Below are 16,228 nucleotides of genomic sequence, written 5' to 3'. Positions count from 1 at the left end.
CGATGCCGCGCAGCAACGCCAGCCAGTCCGAACAGGAAGACGCCATCCTCAAGGCCGCCGCCGAGGAGGTGTCGCTCGTCGGGTTGGGCCGCGCCAGCCTCGATGTCATCGCCAAACAGGCCGGGGTCAGTCGCCGCACGCTCTACCGCCGCTTCCCCACCCGCGATGCCTTGATCACCGAACTCGGCCGGCGCACCTTCGAGCTGGCGATGGACCGGTTACGCACGGTCGCAATCGATTCCGGTGCCGGCGAGGCCGCCGTCGCCGCCTTCTGCGAGGGCGTGCGGCTTCTGACCACCGAGCCGTTGATGCGCCGATTCCTGCGGCTGGACACCGACTTCACCGCGGTGGCCGGCGCGTACCACGAGGCCGAGGTGTTTCTGCGCCATGCCTCGACCGCGATGGCGAAGGCGCTTCGGGCGGCCGGCGCCACCATGCCCGATGACGAGTTGCTCGCCGTGGCCGAACTGCACATCCGCCTGGCCTGCTCACTGGCCCAGGTGCCCTCGCCGGTGCTTGACGTCAACGACGACGCGGCGGTTCGCGCCTACGCGCGCCTGCATCTGGCGCCGCTGGTGCACTGAGCCCCGTCCACCTCACCTCGGCCGGCCACGCAGCCCGACTGCCGCCGTGCGCACCGCAGCCGTGATCACCTCGACCATCGGGCTGTCCAGTTTCCAGCACTGCCAGTACAGCGGCACGTCCAGAAACTGGTCGGTGATCCGGACGAACGCGTCGTCGACGAGTTCCTCGGGGTACATTCCCCAGCCCAGACCCGCCCGCACCGCGGCACCGAATCCCTCCGCAGTCGGAATGTAATGCGTGGGCCTGAGAATGTCCTTGCGAAAGACCTTGCGCACCAATCGATCCTGTAGCGCATCATCTCGGTTCCAGGCCAGCGACGGTGCCGCCGACACGGCCTCGCGGGTGAAGCCGGCGGGCAGATGGCGCTGGACATACTCCGCACTGGCCACCGGCACGTAGCGCATCGCACCCAGCGGATGTACGCGGCAGCCCGGCACCGGGTTGCGTTCGGTGGTGACCGCGCCCATCACCACGCCCTCCCGCAGCAGGCGCGCCGAAAGGTCTTGATCCTCGATCCTGATGTCGAACAGGAATTCGCCGGCCTCGACGAACACCCCGGTGAACCATGTCGCCATCGAATCGGCATTGACGGCCAGCGCGATCCGGGTCAAGTGCGCCGGTCCGCCGCCCATCTCCGCCAGGGCCTCGGCCTCCAGCAACGTCGTCTGCGCCGCCAGCCGCAGCAGTGGGACACCGGAAGGTGTTGCAGAACAAGGCTTTTCGCGCACCACGAGCACCTGACCGACGCGTTGCTCGAGGGCCTTGATGCGTTGACTGACCGCCGAGGGCGTCACATGCAGCCGCTGGGCGGCCGCGTCGAAACTACCCAGCTCGACCACGGCGGCGAAGGCAGCCAGCTGCTGGCCGTCGATCTGCACGAGGCAATCGTAATCTCGCCGCGCTCGCTTGGTCCCGTGGTCGGTGCAGTTCTCCTACCACGGTCGTAGGTCAAGATCAGAGCGCAGCGCGATGTGGGCTGACCTGCATGCTTCGTAGCGTCGAGCCATGACACGAGCACAGCGTTCCCCAGCTATCTCGATAGCGAATTCGATGACAGGCGTCGCCCGTGGATGGACCGTGAACGACGCCGTCGTCGCCCGGCCGGCCGTGTGGCGGCGCATGATCGCCGCCATACGCGTCGCCCTGGCGGCCGCGCCGCGTCCACAGTGGAAGCGACCGTACTACCCACCGTTGCGGGAAGGCTTCGTCGAGGACGCCGCGATGGCACGTGAGATGTGGCGACTCTGAAGACCTATCCCGGAAAATCCGACCCTGGTAGGACGCGCGGCAGCGGCTTGACCTTCTACGATCACACCATGCTCGGGGGCATCGCACGCGGCATGCGGGCGCACGCACGCCGGCGGGGTGAGGCCCTGCCGGTGGGCTACAACTGGGCCATCGTGTTGTCGTTCGATGCCACGGTGATCGGGGTCGGCGTGGTCGCGATGCTGCAGCGGCCCGCGGCAGACGCTCCCACGGGTCTGTTGGCCTTGGCGGTCTGCGTCGCCCCGTTCGCGTTGTTCTACCTCTCCGGCATCGAATTCAAGGCGCCGATCGTGTGGGCCACGTGGTCCGCCGGCGCGGCGGTGTTGTTGTTCGGCACCGCCACCCCGATCGCCAATGACTTCGCACCCCTGATCGCCGTACTTATGGTCGGTGAGGTCGCTTCGCTGACCGGGATCTGGGGCGGATTTCTGGCGTCACTGTCGGCGGCCGCCCTGCTGTTGACCGCCGCAGCACAGCACCGTCTCGACGCCCTGCCGCTCTACCTCGGAATCCTCGGGATGGGTTGGCTGGTCGGCTATCTCGTCCACACCCAACAGCAACTCATGCGGCAACAGCAGGAGTCGCAGAACGCGTTGGCCCGGCACGCCGCGGCCGACGAACGCCGACGGATCGCCCGGGAGGTGCACGACGTCATTGCACATTCGCTCAGCGTGACCCTGCTGCACGTCACCGGCGCGCGGCGCGGCCTGCAACAGGACCGCGACGTCGACGACGCCGTCGAGGCGTTGGAACAGGCCGAACGGTTGGGCCGCCAAGCGATGGCCGATATCCGCCGCACGGTCGGACTGCTCGACGGCGCCCCGATGAGCATGGCGCCCGAACCTGGCGTCGACGACATCGCCGAGCTCGTGAACGATTTCGTGCGCGCGGGCTTGAACGTCCGGCACGAGGCCGCCGGCCGCACCGACACCATCTCGCCCGCCGTCGGCCTGGCGTTGTACCGCATCGCCCAGGAATCACTGGCCAACATCGCCAAACACGCGCACGACACAGAAGCCTCTGTGCTCCTGCGGATTTCACGCACGTCGGTGGCACTGACCGTCACCAACCGGCTCCCGGTGCCCGCCCACGCCGGACATCGCGGGTCCGGCAGGGAAGGCCGCGGCGTACGCGGTATGCGCCAACGCGTCGAACTTCTCGGGGGCATCATCAGCGTCGGACCCGACGACGACGGATGGTCGGTGCGCACGAACATCCCGTTGGACGACACCGATCAGGCACCTCGCGGGTGCCCCTTCGGGTCATGACGGGCCCGGCCACCGACGTCGCCGTACTGCTGGTCGACGATCAGGACCTGGTGCGCTCCGGTCTGCGCCGTATCCTGCGGCGCAAAGACGGCTTCATGATCGTTGCGGAGTGTGCCGACGGTGACGAGGTGGCCGATGCCGTCGCTGCGCATCGCCCCGACGTCGTGGTGATGGATCTGCGGATGAAACGGGTCGACGGGATCGAGGCCACCCGCCAACTGACCGCGGCCGGCGGGCCTCCGGTGCTGGCACTGACCACGTTCAACGACGACGAGTTGCTCTCGGGTGCCCTCCGCGCCGGAGCCAGCGGATTCGTTCTCAAGGACTCCTCGGCCGAGGAGTTGATCCGGGCGGTGCGTGCGGTGGCCCACGGGGACAGCTACCTCGACCCGGCAGTGACCGCCCGGGTGCTCAGCACCTACCGCAAATCGGCCGAGCCCCGTCGTGCCGCCGCTGTCGGTGATCTCACGGCTCGCGAACTCGATGTGCTGACACTGATCGCCAAGGGACGTTCCAACGCCGAGATCGCCGACGAGCTGAGCATCTCCGGGCTCACGGTCAAGAGCCACATCGGCCACATCTTCGTCAAACTCGACCTTCGTGACCGCGCCGCCGCGATCATCCATGCCTACGACAGCGGACTGGTCGCACCTCAGTGATCGGATTCACACCGTCCTTGTAAGATAGATAGCCAGTCGTAGTTGTTGTGCGACCTGCGTAAACGTGACGACAGCCGGATGCGGCGCACCGACCGAGGGGGAACCATGAACGAAGTGCTGGCCCGCGCCGGCATCTTCCAAGGGGTGTCGCCCGATGCCGTGGCCGCACTTGTGCGGCAGTTGGAACCGGTGACATTCCGCCGCGGGGAGGTCGTGTTCGCCGAGGGCGAGCCCGGCGAGACGTTGTACATCATCACCGCGGGCAAGGTGAAGATCGGCCGCAAGTCCGCCGACGGCCGCGACAGCCTGATCACGCTGATGGGCCCGTCGGACATGTTCGGTGAGCTGGCGATCTTCGATCCCGGCCCGCGAACATCCACGGTGACCGCGCTGACCGAGGTGAAAGCGGTCGTGATGAGCCGCGTCGTGCTGCGCAGCTGGATCGCCGACCGGCCCGAGATCGCCGAGCAGCTGTTGCGTGTGCTGGCCCGACGGTTGCGTCGTACCAATGACAATCTGTCCGACCTGATCTTCACCGATGTTCCGGGCCGGGTGGCCAAGCAGCTGCTCTACCTTGCGCAACGGTTCGGCAGCCGGGACGGCACCGCCCTGCGGGTGGATCACGAACTCACCCAGGAAGAGATCGCCCAGCTCGTCGGGTCCTCGCGCGAAACGGTCAACAAGGCATTGTCGGACTTCGCGCAGCGCGGCTGGATCCGCGTCCAGGGCCGGAGCATCCTGATCGACAACGCCGAGCGGTTGGCCAAACGCGCGCACTGAGATGTGAGCGCCCGGACATTGTTAGCGCCCTAATTATTAGGGTACGTTTTAAGCATGACCGCGGTCTCTGCTGCCCCTTCGACCTCGACAAATGAGGTCGACCCGCTCGCCCTCGAGCGCCAGGTCTGTTTCGCCCTGGCCGTCAGCAACCGAGCCGTGTTGGCGGTGTACCGCCCGCTGCTCGAACCCCTGGGCCTGACCCATCCGCAATACCTGGTGATGCTGGCGTTGTGGGATCACCTGCGGTCCGACGCCGGCGGAACGCCACCACTGTCGGTCAAGCAGATCGCCGCCGCCTTGCAGCTCGATTCGGCGACGCTGTCCCCGATGCTCAAACGGCTCGAAACTCTCGGTCTGCTCACCCGCAGCCGCCGGGCCGGTGACGAACGCGCGACCGACGTCGTACTCACCGAAGCCGGCGTCGCCCTGCGCGAGCGGGCGCTGGCCATCCCACCGGCCGTCGTCGCCCGGTTGGGCGTCGACCTCGCCGAACTCGAAGAACTGCACCGGGTGCTGACCCGCATCAACACGGCCGCCCTTGCGGCCAACTCGCTCACCGACTGACAACAGGAGTCCCCATGGCCGGCCAGAAAACCAAAGACCGTCCCAACCTCTTTCAGTACATCGCCTACTGCTACGGCAAGCGTCTGCCCGATTCGATGCGCGACTGGGTCGCTCACGATCTCGCCGATCACGGCGCGTTGCGCCGTCACCTCATCCGGATGGCGATCCCGCCGCTGTTCGTGCTCGCGCCGCTGTGGCTGCTGCCGGCGTCCCTGTACGTCCACATCGAGATGACGGTGCCGATCTACATCTGGGCCCTGTTGATGGCGCTCGCGCTCAACAAGATCTGGCGACGGCACCGGCTGGCCCAGCACGGCTTGGACCCCAACCTGGTCGACGAGATCAAGTACAAGAAGAACCAGCGGATGCACGAGGACTACGTCCGGCGGTTCGGACCACGCCCCGAATCTTCGAAGTATCAGTCCAACAGCAGCCCCTTCTAGCGTTCCGCCTGGCCATACCCCTTGCATGCAAGTTTGCATGCAAGGGGTATGGTGGTTATTCGTGGATGAGAAGTCGAGCAACAGCCAACGCGTCTACCGGATGACCAAGGACCAGATCCTCTCCGGTGAATTCCGAGGTGGGCAGCTCCTCAGCGAAGTAGAGGTGGCCACGCAGCTCGGCGTCAGCCGCACGCCGGTGCACGAGGCGTTTCTGCGGCTGGCCGCCGAGGACTTCCTGGATCTGGTGCCGCGGCGCGGCGCCGTCGTCGTCCCCGTCTCCGCCCAGGAGGCCACCGACCTGCTGGAGATGCGCCTGGCGCTGGAGACCGCGGCGGTGCGCCGCCTCTGCCGGACTCCGGAATCGATCGATGCGCTGTTCGGTGAACTGACCGAGTTGGTCGAGCGGCAGCGTCACGGCGCGGCGATCGGTGACGCCGATCAGTTCGCCGCCGCCGACGATGCCTTTCACCGCCGGATCGTCGAGGTCGCGGGCAACACGATCGCCGGACGCTTCTACGGTTCGCTCAGCGACCGGCAGCGTCGGATGATGGCCGACGCCGCCCGTTCGGACTCCGCGCGGCTGACCGAGCTGATCGGGGAGCATGCCGAGTTGGCCGACACGATCGGCCGGCACGATGTGGCGGGTTTCGAGGCGGCGCTGCTGGCCCACCTGGAGGCCACCTACCGGGTGGTGCTGGCATGACCGCTGTCGCAACGGAATTCGAAGCTCCGGCCCCGACGCGGCACCGCATGTCGCCGTGGCTCGCAGTGGCCATCGCGGTCTTCTGCATCGGGTGGGGCGGAAACCAGTTCACCCCGCTGCTGATCGCCTATGCGCAGCACTCCGGTTACACCCGGGTGGATGTCGACATCCTGCTGGGCGCCTATGTGCTCGGTCTGATCCCGGGCCTGCTGATCGCCTCGACGCTGTCAGATCGTCACGGTCGGCGAAATGTCATGGCCGCCGGGGTGATCAGCGCGGCCCTGGGCAGTGTGGTGCTGGCGATCGGTGACTATTGGGGCTTTCCGGCGTTGTTCGTGGGCCGGCTGTTCAGCGGGGTGGCCGTCGGGATCGCGATGGCGGTGGGCTCGGCGTGGATCGCCGAATTGTCCCGACCGCCCTATGACGACGCGTCCGCCGGCGCGGGTGCCCGACGTGCGTCGATCTGCCTGTCGTTGGGTTTCGGGGTCGGGCCGCTGTGTGCGGGCCTGCTCACCGTGTACGCGCCACTGCCGCTGGTGCTGACGTATCTCGTGCACGCCGCGCTGTGCGTGCCGGTGCTGTGGGCGGTGTGGAACCGCACCGTCGAGACCCGCGACCGCACGACCTCGCGGCCCTTCCTGGACGGACTGAAGGTGCCCGCCGCCGGACACCGCCGGTTCCTTCACGTCGTTGTGCCCATGGCGCCGTGGATCTTTGGCTCGGCAGCCATCGCCTACGCCGTGGTGCCGGCCCTGGTCGCCGACCGACTCGGCTCCTGGGCGCTGCTTTACACCGTGGGGCTGACCGTGTTGACGCTCGGCTGTGGCGTGCTGATCCAACCGGTGGCACGACGCCTCGACGACGTCTCCAGCTCGCGAGCCGTGGTGGTGTCGATGGCCTTGATGGCACTGGGCATCTTTGCCGCAGTCGCCACCGCCGTCACCCGCTCGGCGGTCATCGCCGCACTGGTGGCAATGCTGCTCGGCAGCGCATACGGCATCGCGATCGTCTCGGGTCTCCTTGAGATCCAACGCATTGCGCCGCCTGACGAGCTGGCCGGCATCTCCGGGGTGTACTACTCCCTGGCCTATCTGGGGTTCCTGCTGCCGGCGGTGTTGGCCGCGCTCGAGCATTGGTTCAGCTACCCGGTGATGCTCTCCGCGCTCGGCGTGCTGGCGATCGTCTGCACCGCGGTGTGCGCCTCGGGGTGGGCCAAACACTTGCCGCCGCGCACACCGGCGCGCCGGGTGAGGTAATCGATCTGCAGATAGATCGCGTAGAGCACGAGCGGCGGCAGGACGATGAAGGGGACGTTCTCCCCGATGAACTTGAACCAGAAGCCAAAAGCGCCTTGCCCGATGTTCCCGAACCCGGCACCGACCTCGCTCAGAAAGTAGACCGCGGTGCTGCTCATCAGCACCGCGATGCCGGCGAACGCCACCCACAGGCACCGGATTCGCGACTCGATGGACAGGTGTGAGCGCACCAGCCTGGTCCACATCACGAACACCGTCACTCCGGTGGTCACGCCCACGACCTCCAGCGCGAAGATCCACGGATTGCCGCTGACGTAGCGGGTGTCGGCCAGACCGTACTGCCACCACAGCCACTTCCAACCCGGATCGTCGGTGGGTGCCCACAGGCCGAGGGGATGCCCGATCAAGAACACCAACTCGTAGCCGATCTGACTCCCGGCGGTGAATGGGATGTAGAAGAGCGTGAGTTCCGCCGCTTTGCTTACGCGGGTGCGCTGCTCTCCCGGGGCGCTCCACAGGATCACGAACGGCAACAACATCACCGGGATTCCGAAGATCAGGTTGGCGATGACGTCGACAGTGAAGGTGGGCGGGATGAGATGCGCGCTGACCGCGACGGTCAAGAGCACGAACATCGCGCCGACGAACATGCCGGTGGCGGTGTAGATCCGCAACCGGTGTGGGGCCCACGGCCTGGCGAAGTCGATGTCGGGATCCTGCACCGCCGTCATGGCCGTCATGGCCTCACCTTCCCGCCAATGTCAACTACTTGTGACGGGGCGCAGCCTACCGCCGGGCGTCGGGCCACGGGGTTGTTTCGTCATGCGCCATGGCGGGGCTACCGTCGGTCGGGTGACGGCGTCAGGATCGCGACTCACCCGGCTGGTCGCCGGCGCCGCGTTGTTCACGCTCACCGCGGTCACGTCATGCGGGCAGCCGACACCGCCGTCGGGTACCACCACCACACTGGTCCCGACGACGACCACCACCACCGCGGCGGCCCCGACCGAGACCGTCGTCGCGGGTGCCGGTGATTTTACGGCCATCCCCCGACTCGTCGAGGACGCCATCGCCGCACATCGGCTACCCGGCGCGGTGATTCAGATCGGGCATGCCGGCCACATCGTCTTCCGGCAGGCATTCGGCGTGCGCAAGCTCGCCGGGGAGCCCGGCCTCGACGGGGCCCCGGCACCCGCAGAACCGATGACCGAGGACACGCTCTTCGACTTGGCCTCGTTGTCGAAGAGCATCGCGACCACGACGGCATTCATGCAGCTCTACGAGCAAGGCAAGGTGCGCCTCGACGAACCCGTGCAGACCTACCTGCCGGACTTCAATCCGGCCGGTGATCCACGCCGCGCACAGGTCACGCTTCGGATGGTGCTCACCCACACCTCCGGCATCGCAGGCGATTTGAGCCTCGACGGCCCGTGGGGACTCGACAAGGCCGACAAGGCCGAGGGAATTCACCGCGCGCTCGGCGCCTGGGTGGTGTTCGAGCCCGGCGAGCAGTTCCACTACTCCGACATCGGCTTCATCCTGATCGGCGCGATCATCGAGAAGATCACCGGTCAGACGTTGGACACCTATGTGCAGGACAACGTCTTCACACCACTCGGCATGACCGACACGCACTACCTTCCGGCCACCAAAGCCTGTGGGCCACACCAGATCCGGGGCAACGCGATCGCCTTCGATCCACACGCCGCCGAGGTTGACCAGTGCCCGCCGGGCACGTGGAGCACCGAGCTGTTGCGACGTGTCGCACCCACCGCGCTCGACGAAGACACTCCCGGGCTCAACCCCGACTACGGCCATCCGCTGCGCGGCACCGTGCACGACCCGACGGCCCGCCGGATGGGTGGCGTGGCAGGCAGCGCCGGGGTGTTCTCGACGGTCAACGATGTGGGGCATTTCGCCCAGGCCCTGCTCGATCGTCGCGCCGGCCGCGCTAGCTCGTTTCCGCTGAGACAGTCGACGGTGGAGTTGATGACGACGCCGCAGCAACCCGGGCACACCAAGGATCTACGGGGTTTCGGCTGGGATATCGACACCGCGCATTCCCGGCCGCGGGGGCAGATCTTCCCGGTCGGCAGCTTCGGCCATACCGGGTTCACCGGGGTGACGTTGTGGTTGGACCCGGGATCCGACACCTACGTCGTGGTCCTGGCGAACGTGATCCATCAACGCGGCGGCCCGCCCATCGTCGGGTTGAGCGGCGACATCGCCACCGAGGCGGCCCGGGCGCTGCATCTGTACGGCCACTGAGCGCCGTCGGTCAGTACTTACGGTCCCCTTCGCTGTCATCGAAGAAGGCCCAGTCACCGTCGTCCGAGCGCACCTCCATGCGCCAGCCCAACTCGGGCTCGGCCTTCTGATCGACAAACCAGGCGTGGGCGTCGTCGGCGCTCTCGATGTCCTTGGTGTCGACGACTTCGCCCTTGGGATTGAGAACTCGATAGGTAGCCATCTGGTAGGCGTTCCCGCGGATTCGCCGTTCGAATCACCGCCTCGCGGATAGGGTCCAGCGAGTTTGGGTAGTCAACCGGCATGCCCAGCGCAGACAAGTCCCATGACAAAGCGGCCGAGGACGCGAGGGAGAATCCTCCCGGCCCCGCCGATCACGGTCGAGAAGGTGGGATGGCCACTCGAGAGATCGCACCCGAACTCACTGAGCCCGACGATGGGGGTTCGGACTGAAGGCTTCAGTTGGGCCGCCGGAGCGCGTCGGTGATGTGACCGGCGACGAGTTCGGCCGTCTGCAGCGTCGCGGCGTCCGCGGCGGGTGCGTACCGATCGGTGGCCGCGTCGTATCTGGCTCCGGCGATCGTGGCGTGGTCAGCGGGTAACTCGACGAGGCGCACCGGCCAGCCGACGTGTCCGAGGTCCGCGGCGAACGTACGGCTGACGCTTAGCGGGACCACGTCGTCGTCGACGCCGTGCAGAAGAGTGAAGGGAGCACCGGCGCTTTCGGCCGAAAGGCTCGAGCCCGGCGGCTCACCTGAGATCGGCTCGGCCACCATGAACGCGCCGGCCAGGCAGACCGTATGTGAGATCTCTACCCCGAGACGGGCCGCGTGCACGGTCAACCCGGCGGCCGCCGCACCGCCCATCGACCACCCCACCAATGCGAGGCGTTCGGATCCGGTGCCCCACGACCGGGCGTATTCGACGGACTGCAGCAGGTCCGAACGGCCACCGTCGTCGGCGTGGGAATCCCAATCCGGCGCCACGACGCCGAATCCGCGTCCGGCGATCAGCTCGGCCAGCGGGCCCACGGCGGCGCGGGAGTCGGTCTGCATGCCGTGCCACAGCAACACCGCGGGAGCCGCGGGGTCACCGAAGATGTCGGCGGCGCGCCCCGGCGCGTACTGGACGGTTGTCGGCACGAGTGCTGTCGATCAGGCGCAGTCGACGCAGATCGGTTTGTCGGTACCCCCGCGGGCCAGCCGGTGGCTGTGCTGCACCAGGAAACAGCTCGAGCAGGTGAACTCGTCGGGTTGCTTCGGCACCACCCGGACGGTGAGTTCCTCTCCGGAAAGATCGGCCCCGGGCAGTTCGAAGTCCTCCAGGGCATCGGCCTCGTCGACGTCGATCACCGCGGTGGCGGCGTCATTTCCTCGACCGGCCAGGGCTTCCAAGGATTCGTCGACGGAATCCTCGGTGTCCTTCTGGCGGGGTGCGTCGTAGTCGGTGGGCATGTGTCGTCCTCTCGGTCGCTGCTGGGTCTTGACCCAACGTCTGCGATCGGAGGTTCATTCCCACCCGGTCGGTGTGCGAAACCCCGGCTGATTCGTCAGTCGACTTTCGGGCAGTAGAACTGCGGGCTGTCGCGGTATTCGACCGGCGGCAGGTTACGTGCCGGGGTCTGCACCAACGGTGCGTCGACCGGAAGCCGGCCCGACGCGCGATCGAGTGCCGATCGTTTGCGCGGATGCATCAGGGCCCGCTTGGGGCCGTACTTCGAGACCAACGTGATGACGTTGCACAGGCGGTCGTGCCACCACTGCTGGCGCGGTGACCAGGTGTAGCCCATCAGCTCACGCACCGGCTCGTCATAGAGCGCGACGGTCATGAACGTCAGGAAACGCTGCATGACTTTGAGATTCAGCGCCCACAACCAATCCGGGATCCACTCCAACGACGGATGCTTGGGCATGGTCGACAGATCCATGACCTCTCGGGCCGCCCAGTTGTTCTCCAGGACATTACGACACATGTGATCCCAGTACTCCTGGAATGCTTCCCAGCTCTCGGGCACCGGCCGCATGCTCATGCCGTACATGCGGTACCAGGTGACGTGTTCGTCGAACAGTTGTCGCTTGTCGGCCTCGGTCAGACCACCGGCGAATTTCTCGGCGGCCAGCAGCGTCGATTTGAAGAATGTGGCGTGGGCCCAATAGAAGACGTCGGGGTTCAGCGCGCTATATCGGCGGCCCTGGTCGTCGACGCCTTTGATGGTGAGGTGGTAATCGCGCACCTCGGCGCCGGTCTGCGGCGCCCGGTAACCGTCGAACACCACCCCGCCGATCGGGTAGATCGACCGCATCAACCGCGGGATGCGCTCCATGAAGAAGATGGAGTGTTCTTTGACCGCGGCACCGAGCTGCGGGTGCATGTTCTGCATCGAGCCGGCCCAGGTGCCCTGGAACAGACCCGTCCATTGACCGAAGTACTTCCAGGTCAGCGAGTCGGGGCCGAGCGGAATCGGTGGCGCGTCATAGCCACCGCCGCTCACCGGGCACCCCGAGCCCATCACTGCATCACTGGACGCCGGGCAGGTATCCGACATTTCTTGTGTCACGGGCGCGCACTCCAGTCATTTCGGACAACACATGTTGTCAAGTTCGAGTCTAAGAGCACGGGGGCCACGTGGTCAACGAGTCGGTGGCCTTTCGCCCCCGATTGATGGACTGGTTGCGCCGCCGGTTTCTACGTCAGGGTCGTCAACCTGGCCGATCAACAACCTTGGCGTAGAAAACGGTGGGCGGGAGAAGTGAAGAAGTCCGGTTTGAACCCTGGCCCACACCGATTTCTACGTCAGGGTCGTCAACCAGGCGGATCAACAACCCAGGCGTCGAAAACCGTGGGCTGGACGAGTGAAGAAGTCCGGTTTGAACCCTGGCCCACACCGATTTCTACGTCAGGGTCGCCAACCTGGCCGATCAACAACCCAGGCGCAGAAAACCGTGGACCAATCAGCGCGGCGCCGACTCCACCACCCGTTGCCCGGCCAGCACCACCTGCCGTCGAATCAGAAACAAGGGAAATGCCACGCTGACGGCGATGACGCCGCTGAGCACCACATAGAGCCACACCTTCGGGATCCCGATCCGGCGGGCCTCGACGACCATAAACACGATTGCCGCCAAGGCGAACAGCATCAGGTCGTTGGTGAGCGAGGACGACCCGCAGTTGGCATAGCCACTGCGGACGAAGTCGATCAGGCTCGTACTTTCGGTCCGGAAGAACGCGATGTTGTTCCACCACGTCGCGATCAGGGCCACAACCGTCAGCACGGCATACACGGCGCACAAGATCTTGTCGTTTCGCGTCAACACGCACCGAACCTATGACGCCAGGACCGCCCGACGGAGCCATTTGTCCGATCACAGGTGAGTGAGTACTCTCTCACCGTGCCGTCCGGACGTGACCGACTCTTGGCCACAGCGTTGAAGCTGTTCGCGGCCAAGGGCTACGCCGCGACGTCGGTCGCCGAGATCCAGCAGGCCGCCGGGCTAGCGCCGGGCTCGGGTGCGCTCTACAAACATTTCGGTTCCAAGCGCGAGTTGTTGGAAGCCGCAGTCGCCCACCGGATCGACGGCATCGTGGCCGCCCGCGAGCAGTACGACGCCGGCCGACCCAAGAACGCCGAAGAGGCGGTCCGCAGCGCCGGACAGTTGATCTGGGCCAACCTGACCGAGAGCGAGGAGCTGCTGCGGGTCATGCTGCGCGAGCCCGACGAACTCGGGGAACTCGACGAGAAGACCTGGCAGGTCATCACCGACAACGCCTACCAACGGTTCGCCGACGAACTCGTCGCCGCCAACCGCGCCGGCCGTACCCAGATTCCCGACCCAGAAGCCACCGCCGCTGTCGCGATCTCGGCGCTGTCGTATGCCGCGACGCTACGCGCGCTGACCGGCCGCTTCCCCGGCAACGTCGAGCACGACCGCTTCTTCGAATCCTGGGTCGCCCAGACCGTCAGCATGATCGAACAACACCGCCCGTAAATCGCCATCCACCAACCCTTTTCAGGAGCCGATGTGACGTTTTCCCTGCAGCTGAGCGACGACGTGATCGAGGTGCGCGACTGGGTGCACCAGTTCGCCGCCGAGGTGGTGCGCCCGGCCGCCGCGGAATGGGATGAGCGTGAGGAAACCCCGTGGCCGGTCATCCAGGAAGCCGCCAAGGTGGGTCTGTACTCCCCCGAGCTGTTCGCCCAGCAGGCCGCCGAGCCGTCGGGGCTGGGCATGCTGACGGTTTTCGAGGAGCTGTTCTGGGGTGACGCCGGTATCGCGCTGTCGATCCTGGGCACCGGCCTGGCCGCAGCGGCCTTGGCGGGCAACGGAACTCCCGAACAGCTGGGTCTGTGGCTGCCGGAGATGTTCGGTACCGCCGACGAACCGAAACTCGGCGCCTTCTGCTCCTCGGAGCCCGACGCCGGCTCCGACGTGGGAGCGATCCGCACCCGCGCCCGCTTCGACGAGGCAACCAGGGAGTGGGTGCTCAACGGCACCAAGACGTGGGCCACCAACGGCGGCATCGCCAACGTCCACATCGTGGTGGCCTCCGTCTACCCGGAACTGGGCTCGCGCGGCCAGGCCACGTTCATCATCCCGCCGGACACCCACGGCCTGACCCAGGGGCAGAAGTTCAAGAAGCACGGCATCCGGGCCTCGCACACCGCCGAGGTGGTGCTGGACAACGTGCGGCTGTCCGAAGACCTGATCCTGGGTGGACGCGAGAAGTTCGAGGCCCGCATCGCCCGGGTGAAGTCCGGTGCGTCGGCCGGTGGCCAGGCCGCGATGAAGACGTTCGAGCGCACCCGGCCCACCGTCGGTGCGATGGCCGTCGGCGTGGCCCGGGCCGCCTATGAGTACGCGCTCGACTACGCCTGCCAGCGTGAGCAATTCGGCCGCAAGATCGGCGAATTCCAGGCCGTCGCGTTCAAGCTCGCCGACATGAAGAGCCGCATCGACGCCGCCCGGATGCTGGTGTGGCGGGCCGGCTGGATGGCCCGCAACAACCAGCCCTTCGACAACGCCGAAGGTTCGATGGCCAAATTGGTAGCCAGTGAGACCGCGGTCTACGTGACCGATGAGGCCATTCAGATTCTCGGCGGCAACGGCTACACCCGTGACTACCCGGTCGAGCGGATGCACCGCGACGCCAAGATCTTCACGATCTTCGAGGGCACCAGCGAGATCCAGCGGCTGGTGATCTCCCGGGCGCTCACGGGGTTGTCGATCCGGTAGTCGGTCCGGCGGCTATTTCCCGGTGCGCTCGCGATGCTTGCACCCGGGCCAGCAGCACGGTCGTCGCTGCCCTTCCTCAAGCTCCTCCTGGGTGCGGCGGATCCGCCGCTCCCGGGTGGCCTGCTGTTTGGCGTCTTCGACCCAGCAGATGAACTCGTTACGCGCCAGCGGGGTGATGTCTTTCCATGCTTCCAGCGCCGTGGAGTTGGCGATCAGGGCCTCGCGCAGATCCGTCGGCAACTTGTGGACCACCCCGCCGGGCACGCGTTGACCAGTCATGAAGTCAGCGTAGGTGGCACGTCTCAGCAACACACTTGCGACACGACATTGCCCTTACCGTGACCTTAAGACGGTCTTATTTTTCTTAGAGTTGGTGTACGGTGGGGGCTCAGGGCGGTTGTGAGCACGGGCACACCACCGTGTTTCCCAGGTCGAAACCACGACCGGCCGCCTCGGCAGTGACGGAAGGAACCCGACATGCAGCCTGCAGCAGCCACCCGGATTGCCCTGGTCACCGGCGCGTCGCGCGGTATCGGCGCCGACGTCGCACAGCGCCTCGCCGGTCCCGACACCCACGTCGTCGTCAACTATCGGGAGAAGGCCAACCGCGCCGACGAGGTCGTCGACAGCATCCGTCGGGCCGGCGGACGCGCCTCCACGATCGGGGCCGACATCTCCGACGAGGCCGCTGCCGCCGCGATGATCGAGCAGATCGGTCGCGAGTTCGGCCGGCTCGACGCGCTGGTGCTCAATGCCTCGACCGGGCTGGGCCTGGGCATCGATCCGGGATACGCGATGCGACTCAACCGCGACGCGCAGCGCCGCCTGGCCAAGCTGGCGCTGCCATTGATGCCGGCCGGTGGACAGATCGTGTTCGTCACCAGCCACCAGGCCCACTTCTTCCCCAACAAGGCGGTCCCGAAGGGTTACGCGGCGGTCGCCGCCAGCAAGCGCGCCGGCGAGACCGCGTTGTACGCCATGCGTCCCGAATTCGACCGCCGGGGAATCGATTTCACGGTGGTGTCCGGCGAGGTGCTGTCCGATCGGCAGCTGGCGACGGCGATCGCCCATGCCGCGTCGGCGCCGTACCCGTCGGGCATCGTCTACGTCGGCGGTCCGCACTACCTGGCCCAGATGTCGGCCTGACGCCGACGCTTCCGCGCTTCCGCCGCTTCAAGCCGCCGTTTTCCACACCAGGGCGGCTCTGACGCGTCGAGCACGACCCT

The 16,228-nt window shown here is 66.6% G+C and carries 21 protein-coding genes; 13 read left to right on the top strand and 8 right to left on the bottom strand.

Features of this window, described 5'->3' with window-relative positions; all coding sequences use genetic code 11:
• Positions 1-2 precede the first annotated feature (2 nt).
• Complete coding sequence (locus tag A5733_RS04360; RefSeq protein WP_067764329.1) at positions 3-584, top strand: TetR/AcrR family transcriptional regulator; 582 nt, start codon at positions 3-5, stop codon at positions 582-584.
• A gap of 12 nt (positions 585-596) precedes the next feature.
• Here A5733_RS04360 and A5733_RS04355 read toward each other — a convergent pair whose 3' ends face one another.
• Positions 597-1,463, bottom strand: coding sequence for a LysR family transcriptional regulator ArgP (locus A5733_RS04355; RefSeq protein ID WP_076239212.1), 867 nt, complete (start codon positions 1,461-1,463; stop codon positions 597-599).
• A 199-nt stretch (positions 1,464-1,662) separates the two neighbouring features.
• Here A5733_RS04355 and A5733_RS27420 point away from each other — a divergent pair, with 199 nt between their 5' ends.
• The 8 genes from A5733_RS27420 (at position 1,663) to A5733_RS04320 (ending at position 7,524) form a co-directional block, all read left to right on the top strand.
• Positions 1,663-1,833, top strand: a complete 171-nt coding sequence (locus tag A5733_RS27420) for a hypothetical protein (RefSeq protein WP_158070585.1) — start codon at positions 1,663-1,665, stop codon at positions 1,831-1,833.
• A 68-nt stretch (positions 1,834-1,901) separates the two neighbouring features.
• On the top strand, positions 1,902-3,119 hold the full coding sequence (locus A5733_RS04350) for a sensor histidine kinase (protein ID WP_076239238.1): 1,218 nt from the start codon (positions 1,902-1,904) through the stop codon (positions 3,117-3,119).
• Positions 3,116-3,778 carry a response regulator transcription factor gene (locus A5733_RS04345; protein WP_067764320.1) on the top strand — a complete coding sequence of 221 codons (663 nt, stop codon included), beginning with the start codon at positions 3,116-3,118 and terminating at the stop codon, positions 3,776-3,778. The genes A5733_RS04350 and A5733_RS04345 overlap by 4 nt, the downstream gene beginning before the upstream one ends.
• Before the next feature lie 105 nt (positions 3,779-3,883).
• Entirely contained in the window at positions 3,884-4,558 is a 675-nt protein-coding gene (locus A5733_RS04340; RefSeq protein WP_067764317.1) for a Crp/Fnr family transcriptional regulator, read from the top strand.
• 54 nt (positions 4,559-4,612) lie between these two features.
• Complete coding sequence (locus A5733_RS04335) at positions 4,613-5,122, top strand: MarR family winged helix-turn-helix transcriptional regulator (RefSeq protein ID WP_076239211.1); 510 nt, start codon at positions 4,613-4,615, stop codon at positions 5,120-5,122.
• A gap of 14 nt (positions 5,123-5,136) precedes the next feature.
• Positions 5,137-5,565: a DUF5313 domain-containing protein gene (locus tag A5733_RS04330; protein WP_067764311.1), complete on the top strand. Its 429-nt coding sequence runs from the start codon at positions 5,137-5,139 to the stop codon at positions 5,563-5,565.
• Positions 5,566-5,626: 61 nt separating this feature from the next.
• Positions 5,627-6,268, top strand: coding sequence for a GntR family transcriptional regulator (locus A5733_RS04325; protein ID WP_233152613.1), 642 nt, complete (start codon positions 5,627-5,629; stop codon positions 6,266-6,268).
• Complete coding sequence (locus A5733_RS04320) at positions 6,265-7,524, top strand: MFS transporter (protein WP_067764305.1); 1,260 nt, start codon at positions 6,265-6,267, stop codon at positions 7,522-7,524. The genes A5733_RS04325 and A5733_RS04320 overlap by 4 nt, the downstream gene beginning before the upstream one ends.
• Here A5733_RS04320 and A5733_RS04315 read toward each other — a convergent pair.
• Positions 7,410-8,264, bottom strand: a complete 855-nt coding sequence (locus A5733_RS04315) for an emopamil-binding protein (protein ID WP_076239209.1) — start codon at positions 8,262-8,264, stop codon at positions 7,410-7,412. The genes A5733_RS04320 and A5733_RS04315 overlap by 115 nt on opposite strands.
• Positions 8,265-8,346: 82 nt before the next feature.
• Between A5733_RS04315 and A5733_RS04310 the strand changes: the two genes are divergently transcribed.
• The gene (locus tag A5733_RS04310; protein WP_083665989.1) at positions 8,347-9,792 is read left to right on the top strand and encodes a serine hydrolase; all 1,446 of its coding nucleotides are present in this window, start codon (positions 8,347-8,349) and stop codon (positions 9,790-9,792) included.
• Positions 9,793-9,802: 10 nt separating this feature from the next.
• On the opposite strand, the gene A5733_RS04305 is transcribed toward A5733_RS04310, so the two are convergent.
• The 5 genes from A5733_RS04305 to A5733_RS04285 form a co-directional block, all read right to left on the bottom strand.
• Positions 9,803-9,994 carry a hypothetical protein gene (locus A5733_RS04305; RefSeq protein ID WP_067764299.1) on the bottom strand — a complete coding sequence of 64 codons (192 nt, stop codon included), beginning with the start codon at positions 9,992-9,994 and terminating at the stop codon, positions 9,803-9,805.
• Positions 9,995-10,229: 235 nt separating this feature from the next.
• The gene (locus A5733_RS04300; RefSeq protein WP_076239207.1) at positions 10,230-10,913 is read right to left on the bottom strand and encodes an alpha/beta hydrolase; all 684 of its coding nucleotides are present in this window, start codon (positions 10,911-10,913) and stop codon (positions 10,230-10,232) included.
• Between the two features lie 12 nt (positions 10,914-10,925).
• Entirely contained in the window at positions 10,926-11,225 is a 300-nt protein-coding gene (locus A5733_RS04295) for a DUF4193 domain-containing protein (RefSeq protein ID WP_067764294.1), read from the bottom strand.
• Positions 11,226-11,320: 95 nt separating this feature from the next.
• Positions 11,321-12,316 carry an oxygenase MpaB family protein gene (locus tag A5733_RS04290; RefSeq protein ID WP_197508164.1) on the bottom strand — a complete coding sequence of 332 codons (996 nt, stop codon included), beginning with the start codon at positions 12,314-12,316 and terminating at the stop codon, positions 11,321-11,323.
• A gap of 406 nt (positions 12,317-12,722) precedes the next feature.
• Complete coding sequence (locus tag A5733_RS04285; protein WP_233152612.1) at positions 12,723-13,085, bottom strand: DUF2834 domain-containing protein; 363 nt, start codon at positions 13,083-13,085, stop codon at positions 12,723-12,725.
• 75 nt (positions 13,086-13,160) lie between these two features.
• Between A5733_RS04285 and A5733_RS04280 the strand changes: the two genes are divergently transcribed.
• Together A5733_RS04280 and A5733_RS04275 are read left to right on the top strand one after the other, a co-directional pair.
• Positions 13,161-13,757 (top strand): TetR/AcrR family transcriptional regulator, encoded by a 597-nt coding sequence (locus tag A5733_RS04280; RefSeq protein WP_142253794.1) that lies wholly within the window; start codon positions 13,161-13,163, stop codon positions 13,755-13,757.
• Positions 13,758-13,790: 33 nt separating this feature from the next.
• Complete coding sequence (locus A5733_RS04275) at positions 13,791-15,002, top strand: acyl-CoA dehydrogenase family protein (protein WP_076239205.1); 1,212 nt, start codon at positions 13,791-13,793, stop codon at positions 15,000-15,002.
• Between the two features lie 12 nt (positions 15,003-15,014).
• Here A5733_RS04275 and A5733_RS04270 read toward each other — a convergent pair whose 3' ends face one another.
• A complete protein-coding gene (locus A5733_RS04270) occupies positions 15,015-15,281 on the bottom strand; it encodes a YdeI/OmpD-associated family protein (protein WP_067764380.1) in 267 nt (88 codons plus the stop codon).
• A 198-nt stretch (positions 15,282-15,479) separates the two neighbouring features.
• Between A5733_RS04270 and A5733_RS04265 the strand changes: the two genes are divergently transcribed.
• Positions 15,480-16,148, top strand: a complete 669-nt coding sequence (locus A5733_RS04265; protein WP_076239204.1) for an SDR family oxidoreductase — start codon at positions 15,480-15,482, stop codon at positions 16,146-16,148.
• The last annotated feature ends 80 nt before the right edge of the window (positions 16,149-16,228 follow it).

This window comes from Mycobacterium sp. NS-7484 (assembly GCF_001953975.1).
Lineage (GTDB): Bacteria > Actinomycetota > Actinomycetes > Mycobacteriales > Mycobacteriaceae > Mycobacterium.
This window is presented reverse-complemented; position numbering and strand designations above follow the sequence as displayed.

What these genes read in the sequence shown, in the direction of transcription:
- A5733_RS04360 (WP_067764329.1), top strand. Translation starts at nt 3, where the DNA reads ATGCCGCGCAGCAACGCCAGCCAGTCCGAACAGGAAGACGCCATCCTC.
- A5733_RS04350 (WP_076239238.1), top strand. Translation starts at nt 1,902, where the DNA reads ATGCTCGGGGGCATCGCACGCGGCATGCGGGCGCACGCACGCCGGCGG.
- A5733_RS04345 (WP_067764320.1), top strand. Translation starts at nt 3,116, where the DNA reads ATGACGGGCCCGGCCACCGACGTCGCCGTACTGCTGGTCGACGATCAG.
- A5733_RS04340 (WP_067764317.1), top strand. Translation starts at nt 3,884, where the DNA reads ATGAACGAAGTGCTGGCCCGCGCCGGCATCTTCCAAGGGGTGTCGCCC.
- A5733_RS04335 (WP_076239211.1), top strand. Translation starts at nt 4,613, where the DNA reads ATGACCGCGGTCTCTGCTGCCCCTTCGACCTCGACAAATGAGGTCGAC.
- A5733_RS04330 (WP_067764311.1), top strand. Translation starts at nt 5,137, where the DNA reads ATGGCCGGCCAGAAAACCAAAGACCGTCCCAACCTCTTTCAGTACATC.
- A5733_RS04320 (WP_067764305.1), top strand. Translation starts at nt 6,265, where the DNA reads ATGACCGCTGTCGCAACGGAATTCGAAGCTCCGGCCCCGACGCGGCAC.
- A5733_RS04315 (WP_076239209.1), bottom strand. Translation starts at nt 8,264, where the DNA reads ATGACGGCCATGACGGCGGTGCAGGATCCCGACATCGACTTCGCCAGG.
- A5733_RS04310 (WP_083665989.1), top strand. Translation starts at nt 8,347, where the DNA reads ATGCGCCATGGCGGGGCTACCGTCGGTCGGGTGACGGCGTCAGGATCG.
- A5733_RS04305 (WP_067764299.1), bottom strand. Translation starts at nt 9,994, where the DNA reads ATGGCTACCTATCGAGTTCTCAATCCCAAGGGCGAAGTCGTCGACACC.
- A5733_RS04295 (WP_067764294.1), bottom strand. Translation starts at nt 11,225, where the DNA reads ATGCCCACCGACTACGACGCACCCCGCCAGAAGGACACCGAGGATTCC.
- A5733_RS04290 (WP_197508164.1), bottom strand. Translation starts at nt 12,316, where the DNA reads ATGTCGGATACCTGCCCGGCGTCCAGTGATGCAGTGATGGGCTCGGGG.
- A5733_RS04270 (WP_067764380.1), bottom strand. Translation starts at nt 15,281, where the DNA reads ATGACTGGTCAACGCGTGCCCGGCGGGGTGGTCCACAAGTTGCCGACG.
- A5733_RS04265 (WP_076239204.1), top strand. Translation starts at nt 15,480, where the DNA reads ATGCAGCCTGCAGCAGCCACCCGGATTGCCCTGGTCACCGGCGCGTCG.